Source organism: Ancylomarina longa, assembly GCF_003996985.1.
Classification (GTDB): Bacteria; Bacteroidota; Bacteroidia; order Bacteroidales; family Marinifilaceae; genus Ancylomarina_A; species Ancylomarina_A longa.
In genome coordinates this window covers 38,463-64,575 of record NZ_RJJX01000002.1, presented here as the reverse complement: position 1 = coordinate 64,575, position 26,113 = coordinate 38,463, and the positions used below count along the sequence as shown (strand labels likewise).

20 protein-coding genes are annotated in these 26,113 nt (G+C 35.3%); 17 read left to right on the top strand and 3 right to left on the bottom strand.

From position 1 onward, the window contains the following. Positions 1-48: 48 nt before the first annotated feature. The 14 genes from DLK05_RS02400 (at position 49) to DLK05_RS02335 (ending at position 19,202) form a co-directional block, all read left to right on the top strand. The gene (locus DLK05_RS02400; protein WP_127342388.1) at positions 49-1,155 is read left to right on the top strand and encodes an ABC transporter permease; all 1,107 of its coding nucleotides are present in this window, start codon (positions 49-51) and stop codon (positions 1,153-1,155) included. A gap of 49 nt (positions 1,156-1,204) precedes the next feature. Next, positions 1,205-2,323: an ABC transporter permease gene (locus DLK05_RS02395; protein ID WP_127342387.1), complete on the top strand. Its 1,119-nt coding sequence runs from the start codon at positions 1,205-1,207 to the stop codon at positions 2,321-2,323. Between the two features lie 1,549 nt (positions 2,324-3,872). Beyond that, a complete protein-coding gene (locus tag DLK05_RS02390) occupies positions 3,873-4,358 on the top strand; it encodes a hypothetical protein (RefSeq protein ID WP_127342386.1) in 486 nt (161 codons plus the stop codon). After that, positions 4,355-5,035: an HK97 family phage prohead protease gene (locus DLK05_RS02385; protein ID WP_127342385.1), complete on the top strand. Its 681-nt coding sequence runs from the start codon at positions 4,355-4,357 to the stop codon at positions 5,033-5,035. Before DLK05_RS02390 ends, DLK05_RS02385 begins: the two co-directional genes overlap by 4 nt. Before the next feature lie 159 nt (positions 5,036-5,194). Next, positions 5,195-6,364: a PD-(D/E)XK nuclease family protein gene (locus tag DLK05_RS02380; RefSeq protein WP_127342384.1), complete on the top strand. Its 1,170-nt coding sequence runs from the start codon at positions 5,195-5,197 to the stop codon at positions 6,362-6,364. Positions 6,365-6,508: 144 nt separating this feature from the next. Further along, a complete protein-coding gene (locus tag DLK05_RS02375; protein WP_127342383.1) occupies positions 6,509-7,198 on the top strand; it encodes a hypothetical protein in 690 nt (229 codons plus the stop codon). Positions 7,199-7,878: 680 nt separating this feature from the next. Further along, positions 7,879-8,697 (top strand): CPBP family intramembrane glutamic endopeptidase, encoded by an 819-nt coding sequence (locus DLK05_RS02370; protein WP_127342382.1) that lies wholly within the window; start codon positions 7,879-7,881, stop codon positions 8,695-8,697. 339 nt (positions 8,698-9,036) lie between these two features. Next, positions 9,037-10,629, top strand: coding sequence for a MutS-related protein (locus DLK05_RS02365; RefSeq protein WP_127342381.1), 1,593 nt, complete (start codon positions 9,037-9,039; stop codon positions 10,627-10,629). A 228-nt stretch (positions 10,630-10,857) separates the two neighbouring features. Then, entirely contained in the window at positions 10,858-12,141 is a 1,284-nt protein-coding gene (locus DLK05_RS02360) for an adenylate/guanylate cyclase domain-containing protein (protein WP_127342380.1), read from the top strand. Between the two features lie 487 nt (positions 12,142-12,628). Then, positions 12,629-13,969 carry a serine hydrolase domain-containing protein gene (locus tag DLK05_RS02355; protein ID WP_209319671.1) on the top strand — a complete coding sequence of 447 codons (1,341 nt, stop codon included), beginning with the start codon at positions 12,629-12,631 and terminating at the stop codon, positions 13,967-13,969. A 281-nt stretch (positions 13,970-14,250) separates the two neighbouring features. Beyond that, positions 14,251-15,327 carry a butyrate kinase gene (gene buk, locus DLK05_RS02350; protein ID WP_127342379.1) on the top strand — a complete coding sequence of 359 codons (1,077 nt, stop codon included), beginning with the start codon at positions 14,251-14,253 and terminating at the stop codon, positions 15,325-15,327. Between the two features lie 342 nt (positions 15,328-15,669). Next, on the top strand, positions 15,670-16,137 hold the full coding sequence (locus DLK05_RS02345; RefSeq protein WP_127342378.1) for an NADH-quinone oxidoreductase subunit NuoE family protein: 468 nt from the start codon (positions 15,670-15,672) through the stop codon (positions 16,135-16,137). A 37-nt stretch (positions 16,138-16,174) separates the two neighbouring features. Then, a complete protein-coding gene (locus DLK05_RS02340) occupies positions 16,175-17,362 on the top strand; it encodes an NADH-ubiquinone oxidoreductase-F iron-sulfur binding region domain-containing protein (protein ID WP_127342377.1) in 1,188 nt (395 codons plus the stop codon). Positions 17,363-17,411: 49 nt separating this feature from the next. Further along, positions 17,412-19,202, top strand: coding sequence for an NADH-dependent [FeFe] hydrogenase, group A6 (locus DLK05_RS02335; protein ID WP_127342376.1), 1,791 nt, complete (start codon positions 17,412-17,414; stop codon positions 19,200-19,202). A gap of 68 nt (positions 19,203-19,270) precedes the next feature. Here the strand turns inward: DLK05_RS02335 and kdsA are convergent, their stop codons facing one another. After that, positions 19,271-20,089 (bottom strand): 3-deoxy-8-phosphooctulonate synthase, encoded by an 819-nt coding sequence (gene kdsA, locus DLK05_RS02330; RefSeq protein WP_127342375.1) that lies wholly within the window; start codon positions 20,087-20,089, stop codon positions 19,271-19,273. A gap of 77 nt (positions 20,090-20,166) precedes the next feature. Between kdsA and DLK05_RS02325 the strand changes: the two genes are divergently transcribed. Next, on the top strand, positions 20,167-20,433 hold the full coding sequence (locus DLK05_RS02325; protein ID WP_127342374.1) for a hypothetical protein: 267 nt from the start codon (positions 20,167-20,169) through the stop codon (positions 20,431-20,433). Between the two features lie 88 nt (positions 20,434-20,521). Here the strand turns inward: DLK05_RS02325 and DLK05_RS02320 are convergent, their stop codons facing one another. Further along, positions 20,522-21,796: a replication-associated recombination protein A gene (locus tag DLK05_RS02320; protein WP_127342373.1), complete on the bottom strand. Its 1,275-nt coding sequence runs from the start codon at positions 21,794-21,796 to the stop codon at positions 20,522-20,524. Positions 21,797-21,826: 30 nt separating this feature from the next. Next, a complete protein-coding gene (locus DLK05_RS02315) occupies positions 21,827-23,803 on the bottom strand; it encodes a tetratricopeptide repeat protein (RefSeq protein ID WP_127342372.1) in 1,977 nt (658 codons plus the stop codon). 167 nt (positions 23,804-23,970) lie between these two features. Between DLK05_RS02315 and DLK05_RS02310 the strand changes: the two genes are divergently transcribed. Beyond that, complete coding sequence (locus DLK05_RS02310; protein ID WP_127342371.1) at positions 23,971-24,678, top strand: cytidylate kinase-like family protein; 708 nt, start codon at positions 23,971-23,973, stop codon at positions 24,676-24,678. Positions 24,679-24,872: 194 nt separating this feature from the next. Further along, positions 24,873-26,084 carry a C1 family peptidase gene (locus tag DLK05_RS02305; RefSeq protein ID WP_127342370.1) on the top strand — a complete coding sequence of 404 codons (1,212 nt, stop codon included), beginning with the start codon at positions 24,873-24,875 and terminating at the stop codon, positions 26,082-26,084. Positions 26,085-26,113 lie beyond the last annotated feature (29 nt).

The following is a 26,113-nucleotide window of genomic DNA, read 5'->3' as shown; positions in this document are numbered from 1 at the left end:
AGAAACATTATAGACCTGATCGGTCTGCAATATGAAAATTATAAATAGATGAATAGATTTATCGGCTTCGTAAAAAAGGAATTTTATCACATTTTTAGGGACAAAAGATCCATGTTGATTTTGTTTGGGATGCCTATTGTGCAGCTTTTGTTGTTTGGATTTGTGATTACCAACGATCTGAAAGATGTGAAAATGGCTGTGGTGGATCATTCCAAGGATAGTTATACCAACGAGATTATTAATAAAATAACTTCATCAGGATATTTTAAATTAACCGACAATCTGGAGAGTATCAATCAGGTTGAGGGAGTGTTTCGGAAAGGAGAGGTGAAGTTGGCTTTGGTATTCGAACCCGATTTTGCTACCAACCTGACTAAGGAGAGTAAAGCCAAAGTGCAGATTTTAACCGATGCTTCAGATCCTAATATGGCGAATTTGGCTGTGAACTATTTGCAAGGCATTCTTCAGAATTACAATCTCGAAATTAATCGGGGTAAGGTATTGCCTTTCCAGGTAAAACCACAAACCCGCATGTATTTTAATACGAGTTTAGAAAGTGTGTTTATGTTTGTGCCAGGTATTATGGCAACCATCCTGATGCTGGTTTCGGCAATGATGACTTCCATTTCAATTGCCCGCGAAAAAGAGTTGGGAACCATGGAGATATTATTGGTTTCGCCACTAAAACCCTTGCAAATTATTCTGGGTAAAGTAACTCCTTATTTGTTATTGTCCTTTATCAATGCATTGGTAATTGTGGGAATGGGTTATTTTGTTTTTGGAGTACCGGTGCTCGGTAGTTTCGCTCTATTGATGGCAGAGAGTATTTTGTTTATTCTTTTGGCATTATCTCTGGGCATTTTTATTTCTACTGTTTCCAATAGTCAGCAAGTAGCCATGATGCTATCGATGTTTGCATTGATGCTGCCTACCATTTTGCTTTCCGGGTTTATTTTTCCAATCCGAAATATGCCGTTGCCTTTACAATTAATCAGTAATATTATTCCACCACGCTGGTTTATTGTGGTGATCAAAAATATCATGTTGAAAGGAGTAGGATTTGAATATATATGGAAGGAAACCTTGGTTTTAATTGCCATGACTACAGTATTTATTGGTTTGAGTGTGAAGAAATTTAAAATCAGGTTAGAATAAGTTGGATTTTGTTTGAGGCATTGGAAAATTAACACGTGAAGAGAATATTATGCGAACCATTAGATATATATTACAAAAAGAATTTTTACAGATTTTCAGAAATAAGGGTATGCTGCCCATCATATTTGTGATGCCTATAATACAGCTTTGTATTTTGGTATTTGCAGCTACCTACGATATGAAAAACACCAATTTATATGTGGTGGATAAAGATTTATCTTCCCATTCGCGCGAGCTGATATCCAAGTTTAATGGCTCTCCGTTTTTTACGGTGAAAGATCTGGGATTTTCGGTTGATGCTGGTGAAAAAGAACTGTTCAAGGATAAAGTAGATGCCATTTTGGTATTCGAGAAGGGTTTTGGTAATGATGTCGATTTGAAAAGACCTGCTGGTGTGCAAGTGTTGGTAAATGCCATCGATGCCAGTGCGGCTGGTTTATACAATGCATATATTCAGGCTGTAATACAGGATTATAATTTGCATTTGCAGCCCAAATTGATAAATGCCAAAACTAGACAGCCGATACAGATTGTGGATAATAGTTATTCGCATCTGTTTAATCCCGAAATGGATTACATCCCATACATGTTGCCAGGAATCCTTGTTTTATTGGTTACGGTGATCGGGCTTTTTCTTTCGGCCATGAATGTGGTTCGCGAAAAGGAAATTGGTACCATCGAGCAAATTAATGTTACCCCAATCAAAAAATATCAATTCCTTATCGGTAAATTAATTCCCTTTCTGATTATTGGATTTTTTGAATTGGGCGTAGGACTCCTATTAGCCACCTTTGTCTTTAAAATACCATTTCTGGGATCGTTGGGATTGATCTATCTGGTAGCTTTTGTGTATTTGTTAGTGGTGTTGGGAATTGGCTTGTTGATTTCCACTCAAACCGATACCCAGCAGCAAGCCATGTTTATCGCCTGGTTTTTTATGGTGGTTTTTATCATGATGAGTGGGCTATTTACTCCTGTGGAAAGTATGCCCGAATGGGGACAGAAGTTAAATTTCCTGAATCCGGTATCTTATTTTATTAAAATGATTCGGATGATTATGCTCAAAGGTTCCGGCTTTAAGGATGTGATGAGAGAATTGGGAATTCTAGGTTTGTATGGTATTGCGATGCTTACTATTGCTGTAAACCGATACCGCAAAGTATCTTAAGGGATAATTTACATGTATTGCCAAACCAAATCAACGACGAAGCAATCTGCTGAAATCAAGGACAAACGCTAAGTCGCAAAGTCGCAAAGGATGAATAGTGTATAAGAATTCATTTTAACCTGTTAGTTTTCGGTAAACTGACAGGTTTTTTTTTACTGATTTTCTTCGTGTCTTCGTGTCTTTGCGTTAGATATTTGTAATCGTCATCGCAGGAGTTTTTTTAACGACGAAGCAATCTGCTGAAATCAAGGACAAACGCTAAGTCGCTAAGTCGCTAAGTCGCAAAGGATGAATAGTGTATAAGAATTCATTTTAACCTGTTAGTTTTCGGTAAACTGACAGGTTTTTTTTACTGATTTTTTTCGTGTCTTTGCGTTAGATATTTGTAATTGTCATTGCAGGAGTTTTTTCAACAACGAAGCAATCTACCCCAATAAGCACTAATTTTCAGCTGTATTTATTCATAGCTTTCTTCCATTTTTAGTTTGGGATGGGTGAGCCTGAAAGGCTCTAATCCTCTAGCCAGGGGCATCGCCCCTGGTATTTATGTGTCACGATTAATTCAGGCTGAAGGCCTGATATATTCAAGACATTCAGCCTGATGATTTACAGTTTTGTTATACTAGGGGCGATGCCCATCGTTCTGATATATAAGCCCTTCAGGCTTTTAGATTAGCTGACTTGTGTGATGTTTTAGATGACTGAAAACTACAAGTTGCAAACTTGCAGTAGGTTGAGTTACACGCCCTGCCGGTGTTCCTGATTCCCTGCCGAAATATTTCTTATCCTGCTGTCTTTTTTGTCGCCCTGCCACTACTAAAGGTAATCCTGCCAACATTTTGATGTTTCCTGCTGCCTTTTTAATCGTCCTGCTAGTATTTCTGCATTTCCTGCCGCCTTTTGTGTTCTCCTGCCAGATATTTACACGTCCTGCTGTATTATTGCTTACCCTGCCAGATATTTACCCGCCCTGCTGTATCATTTATCGCCCTGCCCGGCAGGACAATTTATTTCTTAGCAGGACAACTTATTTCTTAGCAGGACGACCAAATTACCGGCAGGACAGGTTATTTAGTAGCAGGACGCGTAAATTACCGGCAGGGCGACATTTTTTGCAGCAGGATTACCTAAACCCCGGCAGGACTTCTTATCAAATATTGTTGGTATAAATCTTATTTAAAATGATTCTATGATCATAACCTATGAAATTCCTGCTAAATATTAAATAATATATTTAATTTTAGAAGGCGTTTAGAAAACATACTAAATGCGAAAGGGGAGATTAGGCTAGGCGATTTCGCACAGACTAACAACTTAGCGGGAGTAAGGAACAGATTTAAGATATATTCAGGAAGGTTTGGGGTAGGGAAGTTCAAAAACGATTAAGGTTTATACTCCTCTAAGTAATAAATCTTTTGCAAAAATCAAGAGTCTACCAAACGTAATTTTAAGCAATAACAATTAGGATAACAACAACTTACAAATAACAACAGATAAGTGATATAAGACGCTATGCGTCTTATCCACTTGTTGCCAGTAATTTAAAGAGATGAACTACAAAACAGAACCATATAATGAATTAGTTGATTCGTTATCTAAACATGATATCGATTTAGACCAGGAAGTTTACTTTGTTCCTGAAAATATATTTGAATCAAAGAAATCTTCTGATTTTGTTTATTCAGAAACAACTTCAGACATTAGAAAAGTATTCAGAAAAGAGAATGTTCCAATAAATTATTTGACTGAAGATAAGCCATTGTTACGTTCTAGAAAGGGAGCTGATTGGTTTGGACCAACTTTATTGTTTGGTTTTTCAGTGCTAATTAACAATCCGCATGTAATAGGAGTAAGTTTAAATTTAGTTTCAAGTTATCTATATGACTTCTTCAAAGGAAAAATTGGAGATAAATCAGTGAAATTTGAAGTAGTTGTAGAATGTAAGAAGAAAAAAGAATATAAAAAGATTAATTATGAAGGTTCGGTAGAAGGTATTCCTGAATTAGAAAAAATTATAAAAGCATTAAAACCATGATAATTGAACATGTAGAGGTTAAAAACCTCCTTGACGAGTTTAATGACTTAATTTCCAATTCTCAGAATATTGCAATATTTACACGTGACATTGAATTGCAAAAGGAAGAAAAGAATACTTTACATTCATTCATAGAAAAGGCTGAAAGTCTTAGGAAAGCTGAAAATAGGAATTATTCTGAACCTGAACTTAATCTTATTTTGTGTTTGGAAATTAGTGCAGAAGCTATCCAAAGTGAGGTTTCAATGCTAATTAACTTAAAAGAAGGAAATATGGATGCAGCATGGGGAAATCTTGTTTGTGCTCAGAATCAGACTTCTATCGTTGCAAGTAATCATCCATTTAGTAACGGAGATTACTTAAATGGATATTTAGCAAGATTAGATGCTTATGAAAAGCTAATTTTCCCTAAAATGATGTTTGCAAGTGCTGGAGGAATAATACGGGAGACAAAGTGCAGCATATGTAAAGGTGATTATGAAGAATGCGACCATATGAAAGGTAAAATGTATAATGGTCAGCTTTGTGTGCGAGAAATTCATAAGATTGATTTAGAAGAAGTCTCTATTGTTGAAAATCCTGCAAATAAACTTTGCCGAGTATTGACTATTGAAAGAAATGGGAAAATGGTGGATACACTGACCTTAAAAGGAAAAACTACTGGCAACAATGTATAAAAATAATAGCTGAGACAGTTGTAAATTCAAGGGTTATAGCTCTCTTCAACTTTTGTGTAATTTGATAGGAAAGTGCGACGAAGTCGCCTACTTTTCATATACTTAACGTTGTGCTTCATACAAATCCAAGAAGATTAGATCAACTTTAATTCAAAAAAAATGGGAGAAACTGAAGGATATTTACATTTACTAAAAACACTAGAAGAATACCTGAGAGTTTATAATATTGAACAAAGTAAAATTCCTTTACATATAAATCTAGTTGAGGAGATTGCTCCGAATGAAAATGCACATAGCAGAATACTCGCTCAACTATTTCGTATAAGTGAGAAGAACCTAGAATCATTCTTCAGGTATCTAGGAGGTGAATATAAGAAGATCGATGTAACAGATTATACCATTGAATGTGAAAAACATCGAATAGATATATCTATAAAAACAAAAAATGGTGACGGAATAATTATAGAGAATAAAATTTGTGGCGCAAGTGACCAGGGGGAACAAATAGAAAAGTATATAAAAAAGTTAGAGGCTAGAGGTGTTAAGAAAGATAGAATTTATGTTCTTTACTTGACTAATAAGGGTGGCAGTCCTAGCAGAAACAGTTTGACAGAGGAAACAGAGAATCAATTAGGTGATAGATATCGATTAATAAATTATCGTGATAATATTCTACCTTGGTTAAAATACGAGTTGCTTCCTAGTTGCCATTATAAAGACAAGGCAATGATAGGTGCAATTGAACACTATATTAATTTTTTGGAGATTAGGTTTAGAACATTAGATACTTATGAAGATATGAATAACGAGCTAGAAAATATATTGTTAAACGAGTTTAAGCTTAACGACAATAATTTAAACGAAAACTTGAAAATAATATCAACAAAGATTGAGGAAATAAATCAACTAAGTACTAGTGCTGAAAGGTTACAACATAATTTTATTGAACAAATTTTCGAAGGATGGCAGAGTCAAATTAAAAATGAATATAAGAGTAGAATAAGATGTAACGTGAAGGAAGCAAATAGTTATTTCTTTCTGTCTATACTGTTCGATTATAAAGACAAAGACTTTGCTTGCAGTATAGGAAAAGACCAAATTGGAGATCAGCAATATTATGTTGGTATTTCTGTTAGAGGCACAAAAGAGGAAACAAAATTTGAAGAAATTTCAGAGTTATGTAGGATGGTTTTTTCTAAAACTGGTAGCTCAAAGAGATGGTATGTTTGGAAATCTATTGACTTTGATGATGTCTATATAGAATTCGTAAAGATACTAGAAGCTATTGAATCAAAAAGTACGACAATAAATATACGTAATGCGGGGTGATTTGCTAAATTATAAACTATAAAGCATTTAATAAACATTGTAGCATTTTGATAGTTTGAAGCTTTGAAATCCCACACTACGCATATTCTGACCGCTGTATGCCATTGACCTTATGAAATAAATGTTTGATTAAAATAAATTATGATGAAAAATAGTTTTTTGTTTTTTATTCTATTACTTCTTGCGAGTTGTTCGACACAACGTATAAGCACGTTTTCAGAACTGTCATTGTTTTCAACAGATGAACTTATTAGTCAAAATGAAAACTATGAAGTGAAAATTCAATTTATTAAAACGATATACGATAATTATGAATTTAAAATAGGTATAAAGAATAAGTCCAATGATTCAATTTTCGTGGAATCTTCTATGTTTACTTATGATTATTTTCCCAATGAAAAAGGAATAGATCAACAATCGGTATGTTGTATTAATCCCATCGCGAGAATAAAACAATTAAATATAAATAAAGATAGTCTAGTGAAGGAAAAGAACCCCTATTCTTTAGCTAATAAAAGTACTAAGGAGATTATAAAGGAAGGACTTGTGTCAGGAACAATAGCTGTTGTTTTTGGTCAAGATCCAGAAGAATATGAAGAACAAAGAGAAGATAGCGAATCTGAATGGGAACAAAAACATCAATACAACTTAAACCAAATAAATGGCGAGCTTTTATATTGGAACAATAAGACATTATTTTCATGTAATATTTCTCCTAATAGCAAATTTAAGGATACAGTTTTATTTCCAATTTCTAAAGAAGTAAAAAAGATAATAATTAAAATTCCAATACATAAAGATGTTTTTAAATTTCAATTTATAAAGTTAGACTAAAAGAGCATTTAAATAACGGCATACAACCCCCGCTAGCACGAGCTTTGTAGCTCGTGCTACTATAACAAATAAAGCAAATGAGTCGCAACTACAAATTTCCCCTCGCTGTGCGCGATTTAATCGAGTTCCGTTTTCTATAATAGAAGCACACGAAAGTGAAGTATTCAGAGGGGGAGCTTGCATGAATTTGCTGCATCAATCTTCCTAATTTATGGATTTTCAACAGGCTGTACCGTTTAAAAAGTGATGAAAACCGAGAGATTAGGCCGTACAAATCCAGTCTTTATAAGAAAATGAAGATTTGAAATGGGGAAATCCAATGCATCATGTATTCCGATTACTGCACAGTCGCTTGGTTCGATGGGCACGACGAAAGTACAAACGTTACAAGACAAGTATTTGCCGCGCTTATGAGTGGCTTAAACGGATAAAGAAGCAGTTTCCGTATTTATTTTATCATTGGAAGCTGCATTTTTCTATTTAACTTGTAACACGATATATATAGGACAAGAGCCGTATGATGGGCATTACGAAGTAATCATGAACACCATTCTAGAAAATACTCGTGAATAAACTATCACGTACGGTTCTGTGAGAGGCTTAGGGGGAAGTTCCCTTTGCCTACTCGACTAGTCAACGTTATGGCACATTTTTGTTAAAAAATTTAAACTATCAAACAGATGAAGAAAGAAATTAAATATTCGGTAATTTTTATCGTGATTGTACTCATTGTTAGCTGGAGTCTCACTTTGTTCTTTTTTTCAAAACCGGAAACAGTGCAATTATTTCCTTTAGCTATGTTTATTCCTGCAATTGTGGGCATTACTATAAATTCGATACGCTATAAGTCGTTCAAATTAGTTTTTAGACCTATAACTACTAGGATAAATCTTAAATCAATTCTATTTTCACTCATTTACCCATTATTATTTATTGGACTTGTGGCTATCGTAGTTTCTTTAACAGGTATCGGTAAATTTAATTCAGACAAATTATCGGAATTAAGTAATTTCCCTTCAATTGAGACGATAATAATTGGATTTCTCTTAATGTTTGGTGAAGAATATGGCTGGAGAGGTTTTTTATTGAAAGAATTAGCTACAACTAAAGGGAAAATATATAGTGCAATAGTTGTAGGTATAGTTTGGGCCTTATGGCATGGACCAATTTTATTTGGATTAGCTAATCATACAAATATGGAAAACCCACTTTTGTTTTCAGCTATACAGATGGGTGCAGTCTTTGTTTTCTCACTACCATTTGCATATTCATATTTTTTAACAAACAATATATTACCTCCTATGATATTTCATTTTGTCTGGAACTTTTATAACCCAATGATACTTGGAGATATCTATCAGAATCAGCCAGGAATTATAGAAGGAAATATGATTTATATTAATGGTGAAGGACTGGCAGGGATAATTTTTGGCTTAATTTTTATAATATGGTATATCAACAAATTTAAAAAGAGCTCAATTAAGAATATTACTAGTTAAATATTGTCAGAAATACAACGTGCCATAATAAATAGAACTATGAGCGGTCTGCAAGACCCAGCGATGAGTACATGTTGAACTACATCCCGTGTTGCTTTGGAGTTTCTATGCTTTTACCGACGATTTTTCTTGTTTTCTGAAGTATTCAGAGGGGGAGCTTGCATGAATTTGCTGCATCAATCTTCCTAATTTATGGATTTTCAACAGGCTGTACCCTCCGCTGGTGCGCGATTTAATCGCGTTCCGTTTTCTATAAAAGAACCACACGAAAGGATTCGAGCGGCAGCGGATGGGTAGTTGGCCACAATAATCGGAAACATTCTGAATTAAAAAAAAATAATGCGAAAAAAGAAGAAAATAGAGAGTTTAAAAGAATCTTTTGGAAAGCTTAAAGGTGATGATTTTCATTTCGATTTGATTGAAAGATATTTTAGAAATAAAGACAATTCTGATTCTTTCCAAGTTTTGTCTGATAAGACTTGTAATGATTTAGATTTTGAAGAGTTATTTATGTTTCTTGATAGAACAACTTCAAAAATAGGACAACAATGTTTGTACAATCGATTAAGAATAATTCCAAACGATTCAACTAGTATTGATATTAAAGAAAAATTAATACAAAAATTTTCAGTCGATACCGATTTCAGAATTCGCACACAATTACAACTTGATAAATTGAGTAAAAATGATGTATTTCACATTTCATCTTTATTCCAAGAGGAGCATGCGAAACCTCCAAAATGGTTTTTTGTGATTCGGTTGTTATCTTTTACAAGTTTGTTATCCCTTATTATGCTTCCGATAAATCCTAAATTGTTCTTTGTTTTCCTGGGAGTTTTTATTGTTAATATTGGATTTCATTTTTGGAATAAACGGAATTTATACAAATATCTTGGTTCTATTCCCCAACTTTTAAAATTAAATAGCGTTGCAAACAATCTTCACAAAGACTATTTATTAAAAAAAATTGACCCTGATTTGCTCAATTCCATTCGAATAATAAATCAGGTTCGAAACAGGATGTCATTTTTTCGATTGGAAGCTAATCTTCAGAGCGAATCAGAAGTAATATTTTGGGGAATATTAGAACTATTAAAAATTACGTTTCTTATAGAGCCACTGCTTTTATTCGGTGTATTACATCGGTTGGATTCAAAGCGAAAAGAGATTGAAAATATTTTTTGTTTCGTTGGAGAAATAGATATACTGATTTCTACAGCTTCATTAAGAAGTGGATTGGAAAGATTCTGTATGCCAGTAATTAATGATGCTGAAATTTCTGCAACACAAGTTTATCATCCATTAATTCCTACTTGTATTCCAAACAGTATTAATGTTTCTGATAAATCTATTCTGTTGACTGGTTCAAATATGTCTGGAAAAACAACATTTATCCGAACAATTGGACTAAATATAATAACAGGATTAACAATTAACACTTGTTTTGCAGATTCAATGACATTTCCAAGACTTAGGATATATTCGGCAATACGGATTAGTGATGATTTATTGAATAATAAAAGTTACTATTTTGAAGAAGTATTGACAATTAAAAAAATGATTTATAATAGTTCAAATGGAAAACCAAATCTATTTTTGTTAGACGAGATTTTTAAAGGGACAAATACTATTGAAAGGATTTCGTCAGGAAAGGCAGTTCTTTCATTGCTGTCAAAGAATCAAAATATTGTATTTGTTTCAACTCATGACATAGAGTTGACAGACATGTTATCCGATGAATATGAGCTTTATCATTTTAGTGAAATTGTCAAAGAGAATAATGTCGATTTTGACTATAAATTAAAAGAGGGAAAATTGAAAAACAGAAATGCTATTCGAATTCTTCAAATAAATGATTATCCCAATAATTTGATAGATGAAGCAATTACAATTTCGGAAAAACTTGATAAAATTACTGTAGCCAATAACTAAGCGTTCGTGTGGAATATAGGTACGCCGTGTTGACGAAACCGGATTAATGAGGTCTGCTGTTAACGTTATTTACCGACAAAATATTTACTTTTATCGACTTAATCTTTTAGATGGGAATGAGATAATATTTCTTTGAAATAAAATTGCAAAATATGATTGCAAAATACCTCAATGCCATTATCAAGAGAGGACAGATATATCTAATTATTGAAGCTGAAAAAGGAAGCCATGTTTAGCAAACTACGAAATTTTAAGGAAAGCTTACATCCCGAATTTCTCAAAATAGAGAGGAAAAGAATAGGGATAATACTGTTCCTTTTTTTAATGATTTCGCTTACTATTCCATTGATTCATCGGTTGATTCCGAGTCTGTTAAGGGATTCTTTAAACAATAGGGAATTTGTGAAGGTAATGTCATTGTGGTGGGTGATATTTTTGATATTCGAAATTGTGGTTTTTATTAGGATCCACTGGAGTATAAAAAATAATCGTTCCGTTTCAAAAATGGTATTAATACCAAATTTGCTGATGGAGTTCGGTTTGCCTGCCATTATCTTATTTAATGCAGTAAAATACGACAACTCTCTATTGGTATTAGAATACGATGGACTTACTTTCTATTTTTTGCTTTTGATGCTTTCGGCGATGCATCTCGATTTTAAAATATCATTAAGTGCCGGTATATTGGCATTCATTGGATATTTTGGTGTATCGTATTGGGGTATTCAATTTTTGAAACCCGCAGGCGACCTCAATCAAATGATGGAAATTTATACCATGAGAAGTGTGGGATTATTGTCTGCAGGTATTGTTGCAGGTATCGTAGCTTCTGAGATTCGTAAAAGAGTGAACAACTTTCTTAAGAGCAAAGAAGTGCAAGGTGAAATTGAATCTCTTTTAGGGCAACAGCTTTCTCAGGATGTTGCGAACGAATTAATATTGCACCGCAACGATCGGGTAGGTCAGAAAGTGAATGGTTCTATCATGTTTTTGGATATTCGAAACTTTACTGCAATGGCCGATCATCAGAGTCCTGAAGAAACCATAGAGTTCCAGAATGCCATATTCGATCCTTTGATTCGCATTATTGAAAAGAATAATGGTATTATCCATCAAATTCTGGGAGATGGTTTTATGGCCTCATTTGGTATTGCAGTATATTCCAAAAACCATATTAAGGATTCTTATCAGGCAGGTCTTGAAATTATTGAGGCAATTAATCATTGTAGAACTACTATTGATGGAATTGCAACTAAGGTTGGCATTGGCTTGCATTGCGGAGAAGTGGTTACTGGTAATATCGGGAATGAAATAAGAAAGCAATTCTCCATAGCAGGTAAAAATGTAATAATAGCTTCAAGAATTGAACAACTAAATAAAAAATTTAATTCTCAATTTTTGCTCAGTAAACAATTTGCGGATAGATTAGTGCATAAAGATCATTTGAATGAACTCGGAATGGTAAAAGTTAAAGGTATAGATGAGAAGGTGGGCATCTTGCAGGTTATCTAGTTTTGGGAATATATCACACCTTCTTTATATGAATAGAGTAAATGCTGTAGAGGTATTATTCATTCGCTTTATCTGTTCATTTCTTTTTTAAAGATTTAATTTGTCTAATTGTCTGGATATCCAAGAAGTAAATACTAACTCGTAGGAAGAGCTATTTTTAGCTACTCAATATACTCTCTGTTTTTTCGTTTGTTCAGAATATCTTCCTGTTAATTGTGTTTTACAGCTAATATAAATTGATCATTCAAAGAAATATAGCTGTAGGGAATTTGTATTTTAAATGCTAAATCTTATTTTTTAGGTGATGAATATATATTAAAAGGGGATTAATGCGTTTATTTTTCGTATTTTTAAACTCATTCTAATTTAGAATGGTAATTACAAAAAATATAAACATTTTTGTATCGAAATAGTAAAAGGAATCGTGCAGGTTATAATTCGATATTAGAATTGAGTGAAAAATGCATGAATAACCAATTATATTTGAATGACAATTAGAAAAATTATTTCTTTCCTTATAATTGTACTTTTGGTCTTTTTGGATCAAAATTTCAGCTTCTCCAAACAAGGAACTACCAAAGTTTCGTTTGATAATAGTATCGAAGCTGTGTCTCTTAGAATCTCTAATCAATTATCAACTAGTAAAGATACAAAGCGAGCAGACCGTTTGATTAAAAGGTTTTTAAGGAAATGGGAATTAGCTGGTGCATCGGTAGCAATCGTGAAAGATGGAGACTTAGTATTTGCGAAAGGATATGGTTACGCCAATCGGGAACAAAAACAAGAAATTGAACCTTCCAATTTATTTCGGGTAGCTAGTGTTTCTAAATTGATTACAGCAACTGCTATCATGAAATTGCAGGAGGAAGGTAAACTGCAATTAGACGACTATGTGTTCGGTGAACATGGTATTTTAAATGATTCTATCTATTCGCATATTAGAGATAAAAGAGCCAAAAGAATTACAATAGAGGAATTACTAAGGCATACTGCAGGATTTACAAGTAAATATGGTGATCCTATGTTTTTACCTTTGGCTATTGCTAAAAAAATGAAGGTAGAACCACCAATCAGTGCCGAAACAACGATTCAATTTGCACTTTCCCGGAGACTTCATTTCAGACCTGGTAGCAGGGGAAGTTATTCCAATTTAGGATATGTGATTTTGGAAAAAGTTATTGAAAAGGTTTCAGGTAAGGATTATGAGAAATTTGTACAGAAAAATATCTTAAATCCTGCCGGTATCTTCGATATGCACCTGGGGAAAAACCTTCGGGAAGAGAAATTTCCCAATGAAGTAAATTACTACGAACAATCTAATGCCATTAAAATTTCTGCCTACGATGGATCCGGAAAAACAGTTTTCAGAAGTAATGGTGGAAATAATATCGAAGAATTAGGCGGAGCAGGTGGATGGATTGCCTCACCTGCCGAATTAGTAAAATTTATGCTCGCAATTGATGGGGACGATTCTCATCCTGATATTTTGTCGAGAGCTAGCGTGGTATACATGACAACTCCAAGCAAAAGAGGATTCAGTCCTATTGGATGGAAAGGAACCCGCTCTAATGGAACCTGGTGGAGAACAGGAACACTTGCCGGGAGTTCCGCTTTGTTAAAGCATCAAACAAACGGATATAGTTATGCTATTATTACCAACACATCTACCTGGCGAGGTCCGGAATTTACCCATGAATTGAGTATTCTGATGAGTAGAGTATTACGATCTGTGAAAAAATGGCCTGCTGAAGATTTATTTAATCACTTTGAAGCTCGTCCGGAAAGAATGGCTTTGGAAGAGATTCCAAAATTTCAAGATTGGAGTTGATTCCTTTATTCCTGAATTATTCACTTCTTTTATTCTGTAATCTTAATTCGTTTTATACTAACATTAGATCTATTCCTAATTTTGAAAGAATAGGAAGATAACTATCTCAAATTGCCAATTTCAAAGGATAATTGTTGATTTTGTGTCAAATTATAACTTAAAACCAATTTTAATTGTGAAATTAAATGGAAAATGCGTGTAATTTCTATTAATTTCTAATCAGGATTGATATTTTTGCAATTAATTAGACAAGGACATAAACACAAACATACTTTTAACTAATGGAAACGCGTAGAATATTAGCGATAAATCCCGGCTCAACATCAACAAAAATTGCTGTTTATCAAGGTGATAAATCAGTTTTTTTGAAAAATATCAAACATACTGCTGAAGAACTTTCTCATTTTGAATCGATTCCCGATCAGTTTGAATTCCGTAAAGATATTATCATGCAGGAATTGATCAATGCTGAGATTCAGATTGATTTAATTGAGGTAGTTGTTGGTAGAGGTGGCTTGGTGAAGCCAATTGAATCAGGAATTTATGAGGTAAATGATCGATTAAAAGAGGATTTGAGAATAAGTGTATTAGGAGAACATGCAAGTAACCTTGGTGGATTAATTGCGGATAATATCGCTCAAAGCCTACCTAAGGCTAAGGCATATATTGCTGATCCCGTTGTAGTAGATGAAATGGAAGATGTTGCTCGTATTTCGGGACATCCTGAATTTCAAAGAGTATCTATTTTTCATGCATTGAATCAAAAGGCAATTGGAAGAGCATTCGCTCGTTCCATTGATAAAAAATACGACGAAATTAATGTTATTGTAGCTCATCTAGGAGGTGGTATTTCTGTGGGTGCTCATCTTAAAGGACGTATTATTGATGTGAATAATGCCTTAGATGGAGAAGGTCCTTTTTCTCCGGAGAGATCAGGAACACTTCCCGCAGGAGCACTTGCAAAGCTATGTTTTAGTGGGAAATACACTTTGGATGAGGTTAAGAAAATGATTAAAGGGGAAGGTGGATTAGTGGCTCATATTGGTACTAACGATGCTTACGAAGTGGAAGTAAAAGCAAAAAATGGCGATGCTAAAGCCAAATTAATACAGGATGCTATGTCGTATCAGGTTGCAAAATCTATCGGTGCTATGGCGAGTGTATTAAAAGGGGAAGTTGACGGTATTCTCCTAACTGGAGGTATCGCTCATAATCCTGATTTGGTAAACTATGTGAAGGATATGGTTTCATTTATTGCACCAGTTCTTGTTTATCCTGGAGAAGATGAAATGAAGGCTTTGGCTATGAATGGTTATATGGTTATGAGAGGAGAAATAAATCCGAAAGAATATAATTAACTCGTTTAGATTTTAATAAGGAAAACCTTCGGTATTGTACCGAAGGTTTTTTTTTGCATTTTATTTAAATCCCTAGTGTTAAAAGAGTCTAAATTTAAATTAGATGTGTTTTAGAGCAGTTACTAATGAAAATAAGAAAATATTATTACGAGATAGAACTCTTATTATTGCTTTGTTTTTCCTGTAATATCAATTTCAGACAAGTTTATGTTATTGTAATTTGTGGAGTGGATTTGTAATAGTCTGAATTTTAAGTTTATGTGTTTAATGGAGAAATAATTCTTTAATTTATTTATCTTCAAAGCGAGACGCTAATAATAATAACACTTAAACTAACAGTTTATGGATTTTCAGGAAAAATTAGTACAGGGCTTGATTTCTAAATATGGAACTGATCGGGAAAATCTTCTTCCCATTTTACAAGGAGTTGTTGATCAGGAGAGATTTCTTTCCGAAGACGTGATTCTTAAAATTTCGAAAGCCATGGCTATTCCGGCCGCACACGTTTATGGAACAGCTAGTTTTTATTCTTTTCTAGATACGGAACCAAGAGGTAAATATGTGATCCGGATTTGTAAAACAATAACCTGTTCCATGAAAGGTAAGAATCAAATCCTTTTGGCAATTGAGAATTTTCTTAAAGTAAAAGTTGGGGAAACAACAATTGATAAAAAATTCACTATTCTGCAAACCAATTGTTTGGGTTGGTGTCATAAGGCACCTGCTATGTTGGTTAATGACGAGGTGTATACGGAGTTAACACCAGAGAACGTAGTGGATATTTTGAGAGAATATAAGGAGGAGAAATAATTAAGATGATCTAAAGCTAACACATAAATAACCCAAAATGACAACAACAAAAAAACAGCTACATAGAATCGATCTGATCTTTAAAAATGATGAAGATTGTAAGGAGATACTTAGAAAAGCACTGTCAAAACCCAATCAGGAAATAATCAATGAGATGGTGAACTCCGGCCTGAAAGGGAGAGGAGGAGCTGGTTTCCCAACCGGTTTGAAGTGGAAACTTACCGCAGAGTCAAAAGAGAAGGATAAATATGTAATCTGTAACGCAGATGAAGGGGAACCGGGTACTTTTAAAGATCGTGAAATTCTCTCCAGAGTTCCTCATAAAGTGCTATCAGGAATGGCCGTATGTGCCAAAATAACAGGTGCGCGAAAAGGATTTATCTACCTGCGTGGGGAGTATAAATTTTTAGTGCCGGAACTGAAAAAGGAAATAAGGAAATTTCATGATATTCTGGATGATTTAGGTTTGGATTTTCGTGTGGAAATCTTTTTAGGAAGTGGAGCCTACATTTGTGGGGAAGAAAGTGCGCTTTTCGAATCAATGGAAGGTAAAAGAGGAGAACCAAGAAATAAACCTCCATTTCCAACAGAATGTGGTTATCTCAATAAACCAACGGTTATAAATAATGTAGAAACATTAGCACATTCTTATACCATTCTAAAATTTGGTGCTCAAAAATTTAGAGACTTAGGAGTGAAAGATTCCCGGGGATCAAAGGTTTTTTCCGTATCGGGCGATACTCCTATCCCAGGAATTTATGAACTGGAATTGGGAATGACTGTACAGGATTTTGTGGATGATTTTGGAGATGGAGATACAAAAGCCGTACAAGTTGGTGGTGCATCCGGATTTTTGGTTCCTCGCAAACGATTTGCCAAAACAACTATTGGTTATCAGGGAAAACTGACAGGTATTTCCTTACCAACAGGAGGTTCTATGATGATCTTTAATAGTTCCCGATCTATGTATAATGTTTTGAATAACTATTTGGATTTTTTCGAGGAAGAATCTTGCGGACAATGTACTCCATGCAGAGTGGGATGTCAGCAATTATTAAAAGGAATTCGTGCGGTAAAACGCGGAGAAAAACCAACCTCTTATCTTGATAAATTAATGAAGCTTACTGAAACTATGAAATTAACAGCTAAGTGTGGATTGGGACAATCTGTAGCAAATTCATTTTCATCAATTGTGGAAAACTTCCGCGAAGAAATGATTTACTAAACAGAGAATTGTTGCCACTTAATTTTATAACCATTTAAAGAGAATAGATATGTCAAATATGGTCAATTTATCAATCAATGGAATAGCTGTTAGTGTAAAGGAGGGATTAACCATTCTCGAAGCAGCAGAAAAACTTCATATTAAAATACCAACACTTTGCTATCATAAAGACCTTTGTATTGCAGGAAACTGCCGGGTTTGTGTGGTGGAGCAGACTGGAAATAATAAATTAGTAGCTTCGTGTGCTACTCCCGTTTCGGAAGGAATGGAAATTAATACCAACAGTCTTAAGGTTCGGAATTGTCGAAAACACATCATTGAACTTTTATTAACTGAACATCGCGAGGAGTGTACCAAATGCTACCGTAATGGTCATTGTGAACTGCAGGAACTTTCTGCCGAATTTCAAATAACAAATCAGGATTTTATTGATTTAGTTCCGGATAAGAATTATACAGTAGATAGAATTTCTCCGGCTATAGAAAAGGATGATAGTAAGTGTATTCGTTGTCAAAGATGTGTAAGAACATGTGCCGAAATTCAAAGTGTAGGTGCTATTGCGGTATCTCACAAAGGATCCGAAATGAAAATCTCTACTTTTTTCGATCGCTCGTTGGATGAGGTAGTTTGTACAAATTGCGGGCAGTGTATTGTTCATTGTCCTACAGGAGCTCTCACTGAAAAATCCTATGTGGAAAAGGTGTGGGATGCTATTGCAGATCCCGATGTGCATGTAGTGGTTCAAACTGCTCCAGCAGTAAGAATTGGCTTGGGCGAAGAGCTTGGCCTGGGTTCCGGTACTCGCGTAACTGGCAAAATGGTTGCCGCACTAAAACGTTTGGGTTTTGATTCGGTATTGGATACTGATTTTACCGCTGATTTAACTATTATGGAGGAAGGAACCGAATTGCTTACCCGTTTGAAGAGAGCTTTAGTGGATGGTGATACGGAGGTAGCTTTACCAATGGCAACTTCTTGTTCTCCGGGTTGGGTGAAATATATTGAGCACAAATATCCTGAATATTTGCCTAATCTTTCTACTTGTAAATCACCGCAGCAAATGTTCGGAGCATTAGCGAAAACCTACTATGCCAAAAATATTGATGTGGAACCACAAAATATAGTTTCTGTTTCGATAATGCCTTGTACAGCCAAAAAGTTTGAAGCCAATAGGCCCGAGATGAAAGATAGCGGATACAAAGATGTTGATTACGTATTAACGACCAGAGAATTGGCCGTGATGATAAAGCAGGCTGGTATTGAATTTGAAAAGTTGAACGATGAACATTTCGATTCTATCATGGGTGTTTCAACTGGTGCAGGAGTTATTTTCGGAGTTACCGGTGGTGTGATGGAAGCTGCATTACGAACTGCCTACGAAATTGTAACTGGAAGAGAGGTGCCTTTTGATAATTTGGAGATTACTCCTGTGCGTGGATTGGCAGGAGTGAAGGAAGCCTCGATACAAATAACCGGTACGAAGAAGGAATGGAATTTCCTTGAAGGTGTGGAATTAAAGTGCGCCATCACCAACGGTCTTCAAAATGCTCATAAGTTAATGGAGGCAATTAAAAATGGGGAACGTACCTATCACTTTATCGAGATCATGGCTTGTCCTGGTGGATGCTTAGGTGGTGGAGGACAACCTTTCCCTGTGGATAACGAAGTTCGTCTAAAGAGAATGCAGGCAATTTACGAGGAGGATAGAAATTTACCAATTCGTAAGTCTCATGAAAATCCTGAAATCGTTCAGGTTTACCAAGACTTTTTGGAGGAACCTTTAAGCCATAAATCCCATAAATTACTTCATACGAGTTATGTGAAAAGGGAGCAATATTAGTGTCTTATATAGATTTAGTAATTTAGTAAATGAAAAAGATCCAGCATCAAGCTGGATCTTTTGTATGTTTAAAACTGACCAACAACCTTTCGAATGGCGACCAATTTGCTTAGCAGATCTTCCAAATGATCGAGATGCAACATGTTTGCACCATCAGATTTTGCATTAGCAGGATCGGGATGTGTTTCAATAAAAATACCATCTGCCCCAACAGCAATACCTGCTTTGGCAATAGTTTCGATCAATTCAGGTTTTCCTCCGGTAACGCCATTGCTTTGGTTTGGTTGCTGCAAGGAATGAGTGATATCTAATATTACCGGGCAATTATTTTCTTGCATTACCGGAATACCTCGGAAATCAACAATCATATCCTGATAACCGAACATATTTCCACGATCGGTGAGCATTACTAAATCGTTACCGGATTCCCTAACCTTATTTACAGCAAACTGCATAGATTCAGCTGCCAGGAATTGGCCTTTTTTAATATTCACAACCTTTCCTGTTTTTGCTGCTGCCACTAATAAATCGGTCTGACGACATAAAAAAGCAGGGATCTGTAATACATCTACATATTCGGCTGCCATTGCTGCTTCTTCGGCACTGTGTATGTCGGTAACTGTTGGGATATGAAAGGTGTCGCTTACCTTTTTCAGGATTTTTAAAGCTTTTTCATCTCCAATTCCGGCGAAGGAATCCAAACGAGAGCGATTGGCTTTGCGGTACGATCCTTTAAAAATGTAAGGGATTTGTAATTTATTGGTGATAGCAACAATTTTCTCTGCAATTCTCATGGCAATTTCTTCGCCTTCGATAGCACATGGACCAGCCAGAAGAAAGAAGTTGCCACTGTCGGTATGTTTGATATTTGGAATATTCGTAATCATGATCTTTAATTTTATTTGAGGCAAAAGTAATCAATTTTCGGGGTATTTGATAGGTGTTGGCGCGATACCTTAATGGGATGATATTAAGTGTTTTCTATCTGAAATCATCTCCTGCAAGCTGCAGGGAGGAGATGCTGCTTGCAGAAAGTCCCCTGCAGTTTGCAGGAAGAATTCTCAAGCTGAGAAAATCCCCTGCAGTTTGCAGGAAGGAAATGTTGGCTGAAGAAAGTCTCCTGCAAGTTGCAGGAAGAAATCTCAGGCTGAGAAAATCCCCTGCAGTTTGCAGGAAGAAATCTCAAGTTGAGAAAATCCCCTGCAAGTTGCAGGAAGGAAATATTGGCTGAAGAAAGTCTCCTGCAAGTTGCAGGAAGAAAGCTCAGCCTAAGAAAATTATCCGTAAAGTTAATTTGTGTTTTTGTCCCGGTGATATGCTTAAAATCTATTCTGCCACCAGCCTTTTAATCTTTCCCAAATCTTTAATTCCTGTGCATTTCTTTGCGGAATATAAAGCCGCTGCGTTTTAATTTCATCCGGAAGATATTGCTGATCGATAAAATTACCTGGATAATCATGAGCATACTTGTAGTCCTTTTTGTAGCCTAAGTCCTTCATGAGTTTGGTTGGCGCATTTCTTAAAGGCAAAGGCACCGATAAATTACCAGTTTCACGAACCAGAGCTTGCGCTTTGTTAATAGCCATATAGGAGGCATTGCTCTTTGGGGATGTTGCCAGGTAGATGGTTGTCTCGGATAAAATGATTCTCGATTCGGGCATGCCTACCAGATTAACCGCTTGAAAACAAGCATTGGCTAATAATAATGCATTGGGATTTGCCAATCCGATATCCTCACTGGCCGAGATCACCAATCGACGCGCAATAAATTTGGCATCCTCACCACCTTCTATCATTCTTGCTAACCAATATACCGATGCATCGGGATCACTTCCGCGAATTGATTTGATTAAAGCAGAGGCGATATCGAAGTGCTGTTCCCCATCCTTATCGTACATGGATGGATTTTCCTGAAGTTCCTTGGTGACCAGCTCATTGGTGATAGTAATATCTTCGGAAGTCTGAGAATTAATCACCAATTCAAGGATATTGAGTAATTTTCTGGCATCTCCTCCCGAGAATTTTAATAAGGCTTCTTTTTCCTTAACCTCAACCGATTTCTCCTTTAAGTGATTGTCATTTTGAAGAGCGTAATCGATAAGATATTCCAAGTCTTCTTTTTCTTGTGGCTTTAACACATACACCTGGCATCGGGATAAAAGGGGGGAGATCACCTCAAAAGATGGATTTTCGGTAGTTGCACCTATCAGGGTAACCGTACCATTTTCCACCGCTCCCAATAGCGAATCTTGTTGTGATTTGCTAAAGCGATGAATCTCATCGATGAAAAGGATTGGGTTTGGTGTGGAAAAGAATTTCTGTTTTTCAGCCTTGGAAATTACCTCCCGAACATCTTTAACTCCTGAGTTTACTGCGGATAAGGTATAGAATGGTCGATTTAGCTGATTGGCAATTATTTTTGCTAAAGTGGTTTTTCCAACTCCCGGAGGTCCCCATAAAATAAAGGAGGAAATGTTACCGGATTCTATCATTTTGCGCAGTACCGATTTTTCGCCTACCAAATGTTTTTGTCCCAAATAGTTTTTAAGTTCTGTGGGGCGTAATCTTTCTGCTAAAGGTTGATTGGGAATCATTCTTATATTATTTAATTACTGTCAATATTTTTATTTTTTATTACAATACCTCTTAATCACATTATAGGCATTTAATAAACCTAATTCTCCGGCTTTACTCAGATCTTCATAAGCTAATTCCTTATTATCAAGAAATAAATAAACCAGTCCGCGATTATAATAAGCCTCGGCAAAACCAGTATCAATATGGATCGCCCAATCGTAGTCGGCAATTGCTTTTTTAAATTGTTTCGATTTGGCATAAGCATTTCCCCGGTTGAAAATGGAAAAGGTAAAAGTTGGATCCAGTTGAATGGCTTTGTTATAGTCTTTAATGGCACTGGTATAATCTACAATAACTTCTCCTTTATTTTTCTTCTCCTCCGGTCGCAAACTGATAATCGACTCATCGCTCACCCCAATGGATTGTATATAATCTGTCATTGCAACCATGGCATTAGCCCGATTAAAATAGCCGAAGGCAGAGTTGGGATCAAATTCAATGTATTTATTGAAATCTTCAATAGCCATATTGTATTTTTTATCGATAAGCTGATAGACGCCCCTGTTGAAATACGCCTGCTTATTTCCCTCTTCAATCTGAGTCTTAGCCTTATTCAATTGTTGGTCAATTAAATTTTCAGGATACCTGTAATTCTTATTTGCAATGGTAAATGCAGGATCATAATTTTGTTTCTGATTTAAGTGCATTATGCTTTGGTCGTAATATTGAACTTTGCCAGCACGAAGACTATCTAAACTTAAGTGAGTAATTAAAAAATTGTTTTCCAATTGAATGGTTACATATTTGTCCTGTACCTTTCCTTTTATAATGGTTTCGGTATATGATTCTTTCGAGTTTAAGTCAATAAGCTTTTGAAAATTTTCGGTTGTATCCACGAAAGCAGCCATTCTGCCTTCATTTTTCATTTTCTTATAACGCTCAATAATTAATAATCCCTGATTTCTGTCTTGCATAGCACCTTTCACATCATTGAGCTCTCGTTTGGCCGAAGATCTGGCCAGGTAGGCTTTTGCAAAATCAGGATATATTCTTATGGCTGTGGTGTAATCCGCAATTGCTCCATATAAATCGCCAATATCTGATTTCACAAAGCCTCTGTTAAAATAGATTAGCATATTATCAGGATTCATTTCCAAAACACTATTGAAATCTTCAATAGCTGCATTGTAATCCCCAATTTCGGATCTTAGTAAAGCTCTGTTATAGTATCCGTAGGCATTGTAGGGATCTAATTCCAGCACTTTGTTGTAATCGGCGAGACTAGCTTTCAGGTTTTTCATGGAATAATTTGCAATGGCACGGCTCATCAATACCCTGGTGTTTTCAGGTTTTAGTTTTAATGCCCGATCATAATCTTTAATCGCTTCGGCGTATTCTTTCTTTTTGAATTTCATATAACCACGATTGCCAAAAGCATCAGCTGAGAAATTGTTTAGCTGTATTGCTTTATTACAATCTTGTATAGCACCATCAGTGTCCTTTAAATTATCGCGTACAAGCGCACGGTTGAGATAAGCGCCCATTAATTCGGGATCTATCTGTATTGCTTTTGAGTAATTTTTCTCTGCCTCTTTATATTTTTTTAACGAAAACAGGCTATTCCCCTTGCTGAAAAATATATCCGCAAAATTAGGTTTGAATTCCAGTGCCTTATCAAAATCTTCAATTGCAGATCTATAGTTCTTGAGATTTTGTTTGGCAATCCCCCGATACAAATAGGCATAGGTGTAGTTCGGATTTAATTCGATGGCTTTGGTATAATCTGCCATTGCTCCATTATAATCCTCCAGATAAGATTTTGCCAAACCCCGGAAAAAGTAAGGTTCCGGAAGATAAGGTTTTACCCTAATAATATCGTTGAACTTAGTTATTGCCTCTGTGTAATCATCAAAATATATGGCATTTCTACCTTTGTCGAATATGTTTCGAGTATTTAGCTGTGCACTAATCGGATTTAAAATCGTAAGAAATAGAGTGACTGTAAGTAGAATATTTTTAAACATTGTCTTGGTTTTTGGATTACTCCATATGAATGAGATACAAATTTAAAAAATTAAAAATACCTCCCTTTAATAATGGGTCTTGATAACAAAATGAATGCCATTCCATTTTCATTTATTCTCAAAAAAGCTTAAATTATGGGTAGCTGTTAATTAATAAGGAGGTGGATATGGATAATATTCTATTGAAGTACATGGAAAATAGGTTTCAAACTAAAATTATCCCCCCTAAAAAGGAGATATTTTGCGAAGGACCGGTAGTGACAATATCACGGGAATGTGGCTGTACAGCCATTAATATTGCCAATTTGATGGTGGAGAAATTAAATGCTACTACAGGAAAAAATTGGTCTTGTCTTACAAAAGAAATTCTGGAACAATCGGCAAAGGAGTTGAATTTACATCCTGCTAAACTGGAGTATGTGTTTAATTCCAAAGAAAAATCTACCTGGGATGAAATTATTGCTGCCTTATCCAGTAAATACTATCATAGCGATCGGAAAATAAAGAAAACGATTGCTGAGGTGGTTCGCACCTTTGCTTGTAAGGGTAGTTGTATAATTATAGGTAGAGGTGGTGTGGTGCTAACGCATGATATCGAGCGTTCCTTTCACGTAAAACTGCAAGCTCCCTTGGAATGGAGAGCAGCTCAACTTCAAAAGATTTATAAGTTGAGCATGGAGGAAATGATAAAGTATGCCAACGAAATTGACCAGAAAAGAGAGATCTTAAGGAATTACTTTAACAGGAATGCTTTGCCAAATACAGTATTTGATGTGATTTATAATTGCGAGAGTCTGACAGATGAACAAATTGCAGAATCTTGTGTTGGTTTAATGGAAAAAAAGGGAGTATTGGGTAAACATCTCGTAATTTGAGCTGTGTTAATACTATGAATTGGAGGAGCTAGCCTATTTAGCTCCTCCTTTTTTTGTGCTCTTTCGTCTGGCATAGCTCGCATTTTATCGAAAACAAAGGGAGAAATTAATCTATGAATTGCTTGCCTTGCAGATTTTGTTACTTTTGCAACCGTTTGAAATAAGGAAAATACTAATAGGCAAATAATAAAAAAATGAAAATTAAATTCCTAAGTGCGACATTACTTGCAGTTGTATTGCTAATTAGCGGTCCTGCTGGTGCTAAGAAAAAAGTGAAAAAAGACAAAAAAGAGTCTTATACTTTTACGGATATTAAAAGATTACCAGCAACATCGGTGAAAGATCAACATAGATCTGGCACTTGTTGGTCATTTTCGGGCTTATCTTTTTTGGAGTCGGAAATGCTAAGGGAGGGTAAACCTGTAGTAGATTTATCTGAAATGTTCGTTGTAAACCATTGTTATTCGGATAAGTCGATTAAAGATGTTCGTATGAATGGCAAATTCAATTTTGGTGGCGGCGGAGCCTTTCATGATGTTACCTATGTTCTTAAGAACTATGGATTGGTACCAGAGAGTGTATATCATGGAATCGAATATGGTGAAGAAGGTCATACTCATGGAGAATTAGACGAAGTATTAAAAGACTATGTTGGTGCTGTTATTGAGAATAAAAATCACAAATTAACTCCTGTTTGGCACCAAGGATTTGATGGTATTCTGGATGCCTATTTAGGTAAGCTTCCTAAAACATTTAAATATGAAGGGAAAGAATATACTCCTAAAACTTTCGCCAAAGACTTCGTTGGATTAAATCCTGACGACTATATTGAGATTTCATCTTATACTCATCATTCATTTTATGAGAAATTTATTATTGAAGTACCTGATAACTGGTTGTGGAATGAAGTGTATAATGTTCCTATGGATGATATGATGCAAATCATGGAGAATGCCATCATGAATGGATATACCATTGGTTGGGCTGCTGATGTTAGCGAAAAAGGATTTCAATCTAAAAAGGGAGTTGCTATCGTACCAGAGAAGGATACTAAAAATATGACTGATTCTGAGATTTCTAAATGGGAAAACTTATCTCAAAAAGAAAAGGATAAAAAATTGTATGCCATCGAAGGACCAGGTAAAGAAAAGGTAATTACACAGAAAATGCGTCAGCAAGCTTTCGATAATTATCAGACTACGGATGATCATGGAATGCACATTGTTGGTATAGCCAAAGATCAAAAAGATAATAAGTACTTTATCGTGAAAAACTCTTGGGGAGATTATAATCAGTATAAGGGATATTTTTATGCTTCCTACCCATTTGTTGCCTACAAAACAATGTCTTTCATGATTAATAAGAATGCTTTATCTAAGGAAATGAAAGAGAAATTAGGATTGTAAATATCATCCAAAACGAAACAAAAGCCTGG

What these genes read in the sequence shown, in the direction of transcription:
- DLK05_RS02400 (WP_127342388.1), top strand. Translation starts at nt 49, where the DNA reads ATGAATAGATTTATCGGCTTCGTAAAAAAGGAATTTTATCACATTTTT.
- DLK05_RS02395 (WP_127342387.1), top strand. Translation starts at nt 1,205, where the DNA reads ATGCGAACCATTAGATATATATTACAAAAAGAATTTTTACAGATTTTC.
- DLK05_RS02390 (WP_127342386.1), top strand. Translation starts at nt 3,873, where the DNA reads ATGAACTACAAAACAGAACCATATAATGAATTAGTTGATTCGTTATCT.
- DLK05_RS02385 (WP_127342385.1), top strand. Translation starts at nt 4,355, where the DNA reads ATGATAATTGAACATGTAGAGGTTAAAAACCTCCTTGACGAGTTTAAT.
- DLK05_RS02380 (WP_127342384.1), top strand. Translation starts at nt 5,195, where the DNA reads ATGGGAGAAACTGAAGGATATTTACATTTACTAAAAACACTAGAAGAA.
- DLK05_RS02375 (WP_127342383.1), top strand. Translation starts at nt 6,509, where the DNA reads ATGAAAAATAGTTTTTTGTTTTTTATTCTATTACTTCTTGCGAGTTGT.
- DLK05_RS02370 (WP_127342382.1), top strand. Translation starts at nt 7,879, where the DNA reads ATGAAGAAAGAAATTAAATATTCGGTAATTTTTATCGTGATTGTACTC.
- DLK05_RS02365 (WP_127342381.1), top strand. Translation starts at nt 9,037, where the DNA reads ATGCGAAAAAAGAAGAAAATAGAGAGTTTAAAAGAATCTTTTGGAAAG.
- DLK05_RS02360 (WP_127342380.1), top strand. Translation starts at nt 10,858, where the DNA reads ATGTTTAGCAAACTACGAAATTTTAAGGAAAGCTTACATCCCGAATTT.
- DLK05_RS02355 (WP_209319671.1), top strand. Translation starts at nt 12,629, where the DNA reads ATGACAATTAGAAAAATTATTTCTTTCCTTATAATTGTACTTTTGGTC.
- buk (WP_127342379.1), top strand. Translation starts at nt 14,251, where the DNA reads ATGGAAACGCGTAGAATATTAGCGATAAATCCCGGCTCAACATCAACA.
- DLK05_RS02345 (WP_127342378.1), top strand. Translation starts at nt 15,670, where the DNA reads ATGGATTTTCAGGAAAAATTAGTACAGGGCTTGATTTCTAAATATGGA.
- DLK05_RS02340 (WP_127342377.1), top strand. Translation starts at nt 16,175, where the DNA reads ATGACAACAACAAAAAAACAGCTACATAGAATCGATCTGATCTTTAAA.
- DLK05_RS02335 (WP_127342376.1), top strand. Translation starts at nt 17,412, where the DNA reads ATGTCAAATATGGTCAATTTATCAATCAATGGAATAGCTGTTAGTGTA.
- kdsA (WP_127342375.1), bottom strand. Translation starts at nt 20,089, where the DNA reads ATGATTACGAATATTCCAAATATCAAACATACCGACAGTGGCAACTTC.
- DLK05_RS02325 (WP_127342374.1), top strand. Translation starts at nt 20,167, where the DNA reads ATGATATTAAGTGTTTTCTATCTGAAATCATCTCCTGCAAGCTGCAGG.
- DLK05_RS02320 (WP_127342373.1), bottom strand. Translation starts at nt 21,796, where the DNA reads ATGATTCCCAATCAACCTTTAGCAGAAAGATTACGCCCCACAGAACTT.
- DLK05_RS02315 (WP_127342372.1), bottom strand. Translation starts at nt 23,803, where the DNA reads ATGTTTAAAAATATTCTACTTACAGTCACTCTATTTCTTACGATTTTA.
- DLK05_RS02310 (WP_127342371.1), top strand. Translation starts at nt 23,971, where the DNA reads ATGGATAATATTCTATTGAAGTACATGGAAAATAGGTTTCAAACTAAA.
- DLK05_RS02305 (WP_127342370.1), top strand. Translation starts at nt 24,873, where the DNA reads ATGAAAATTAAATTCCTAAGTGCGACATTACTTGCAGTTGTATTGCTA.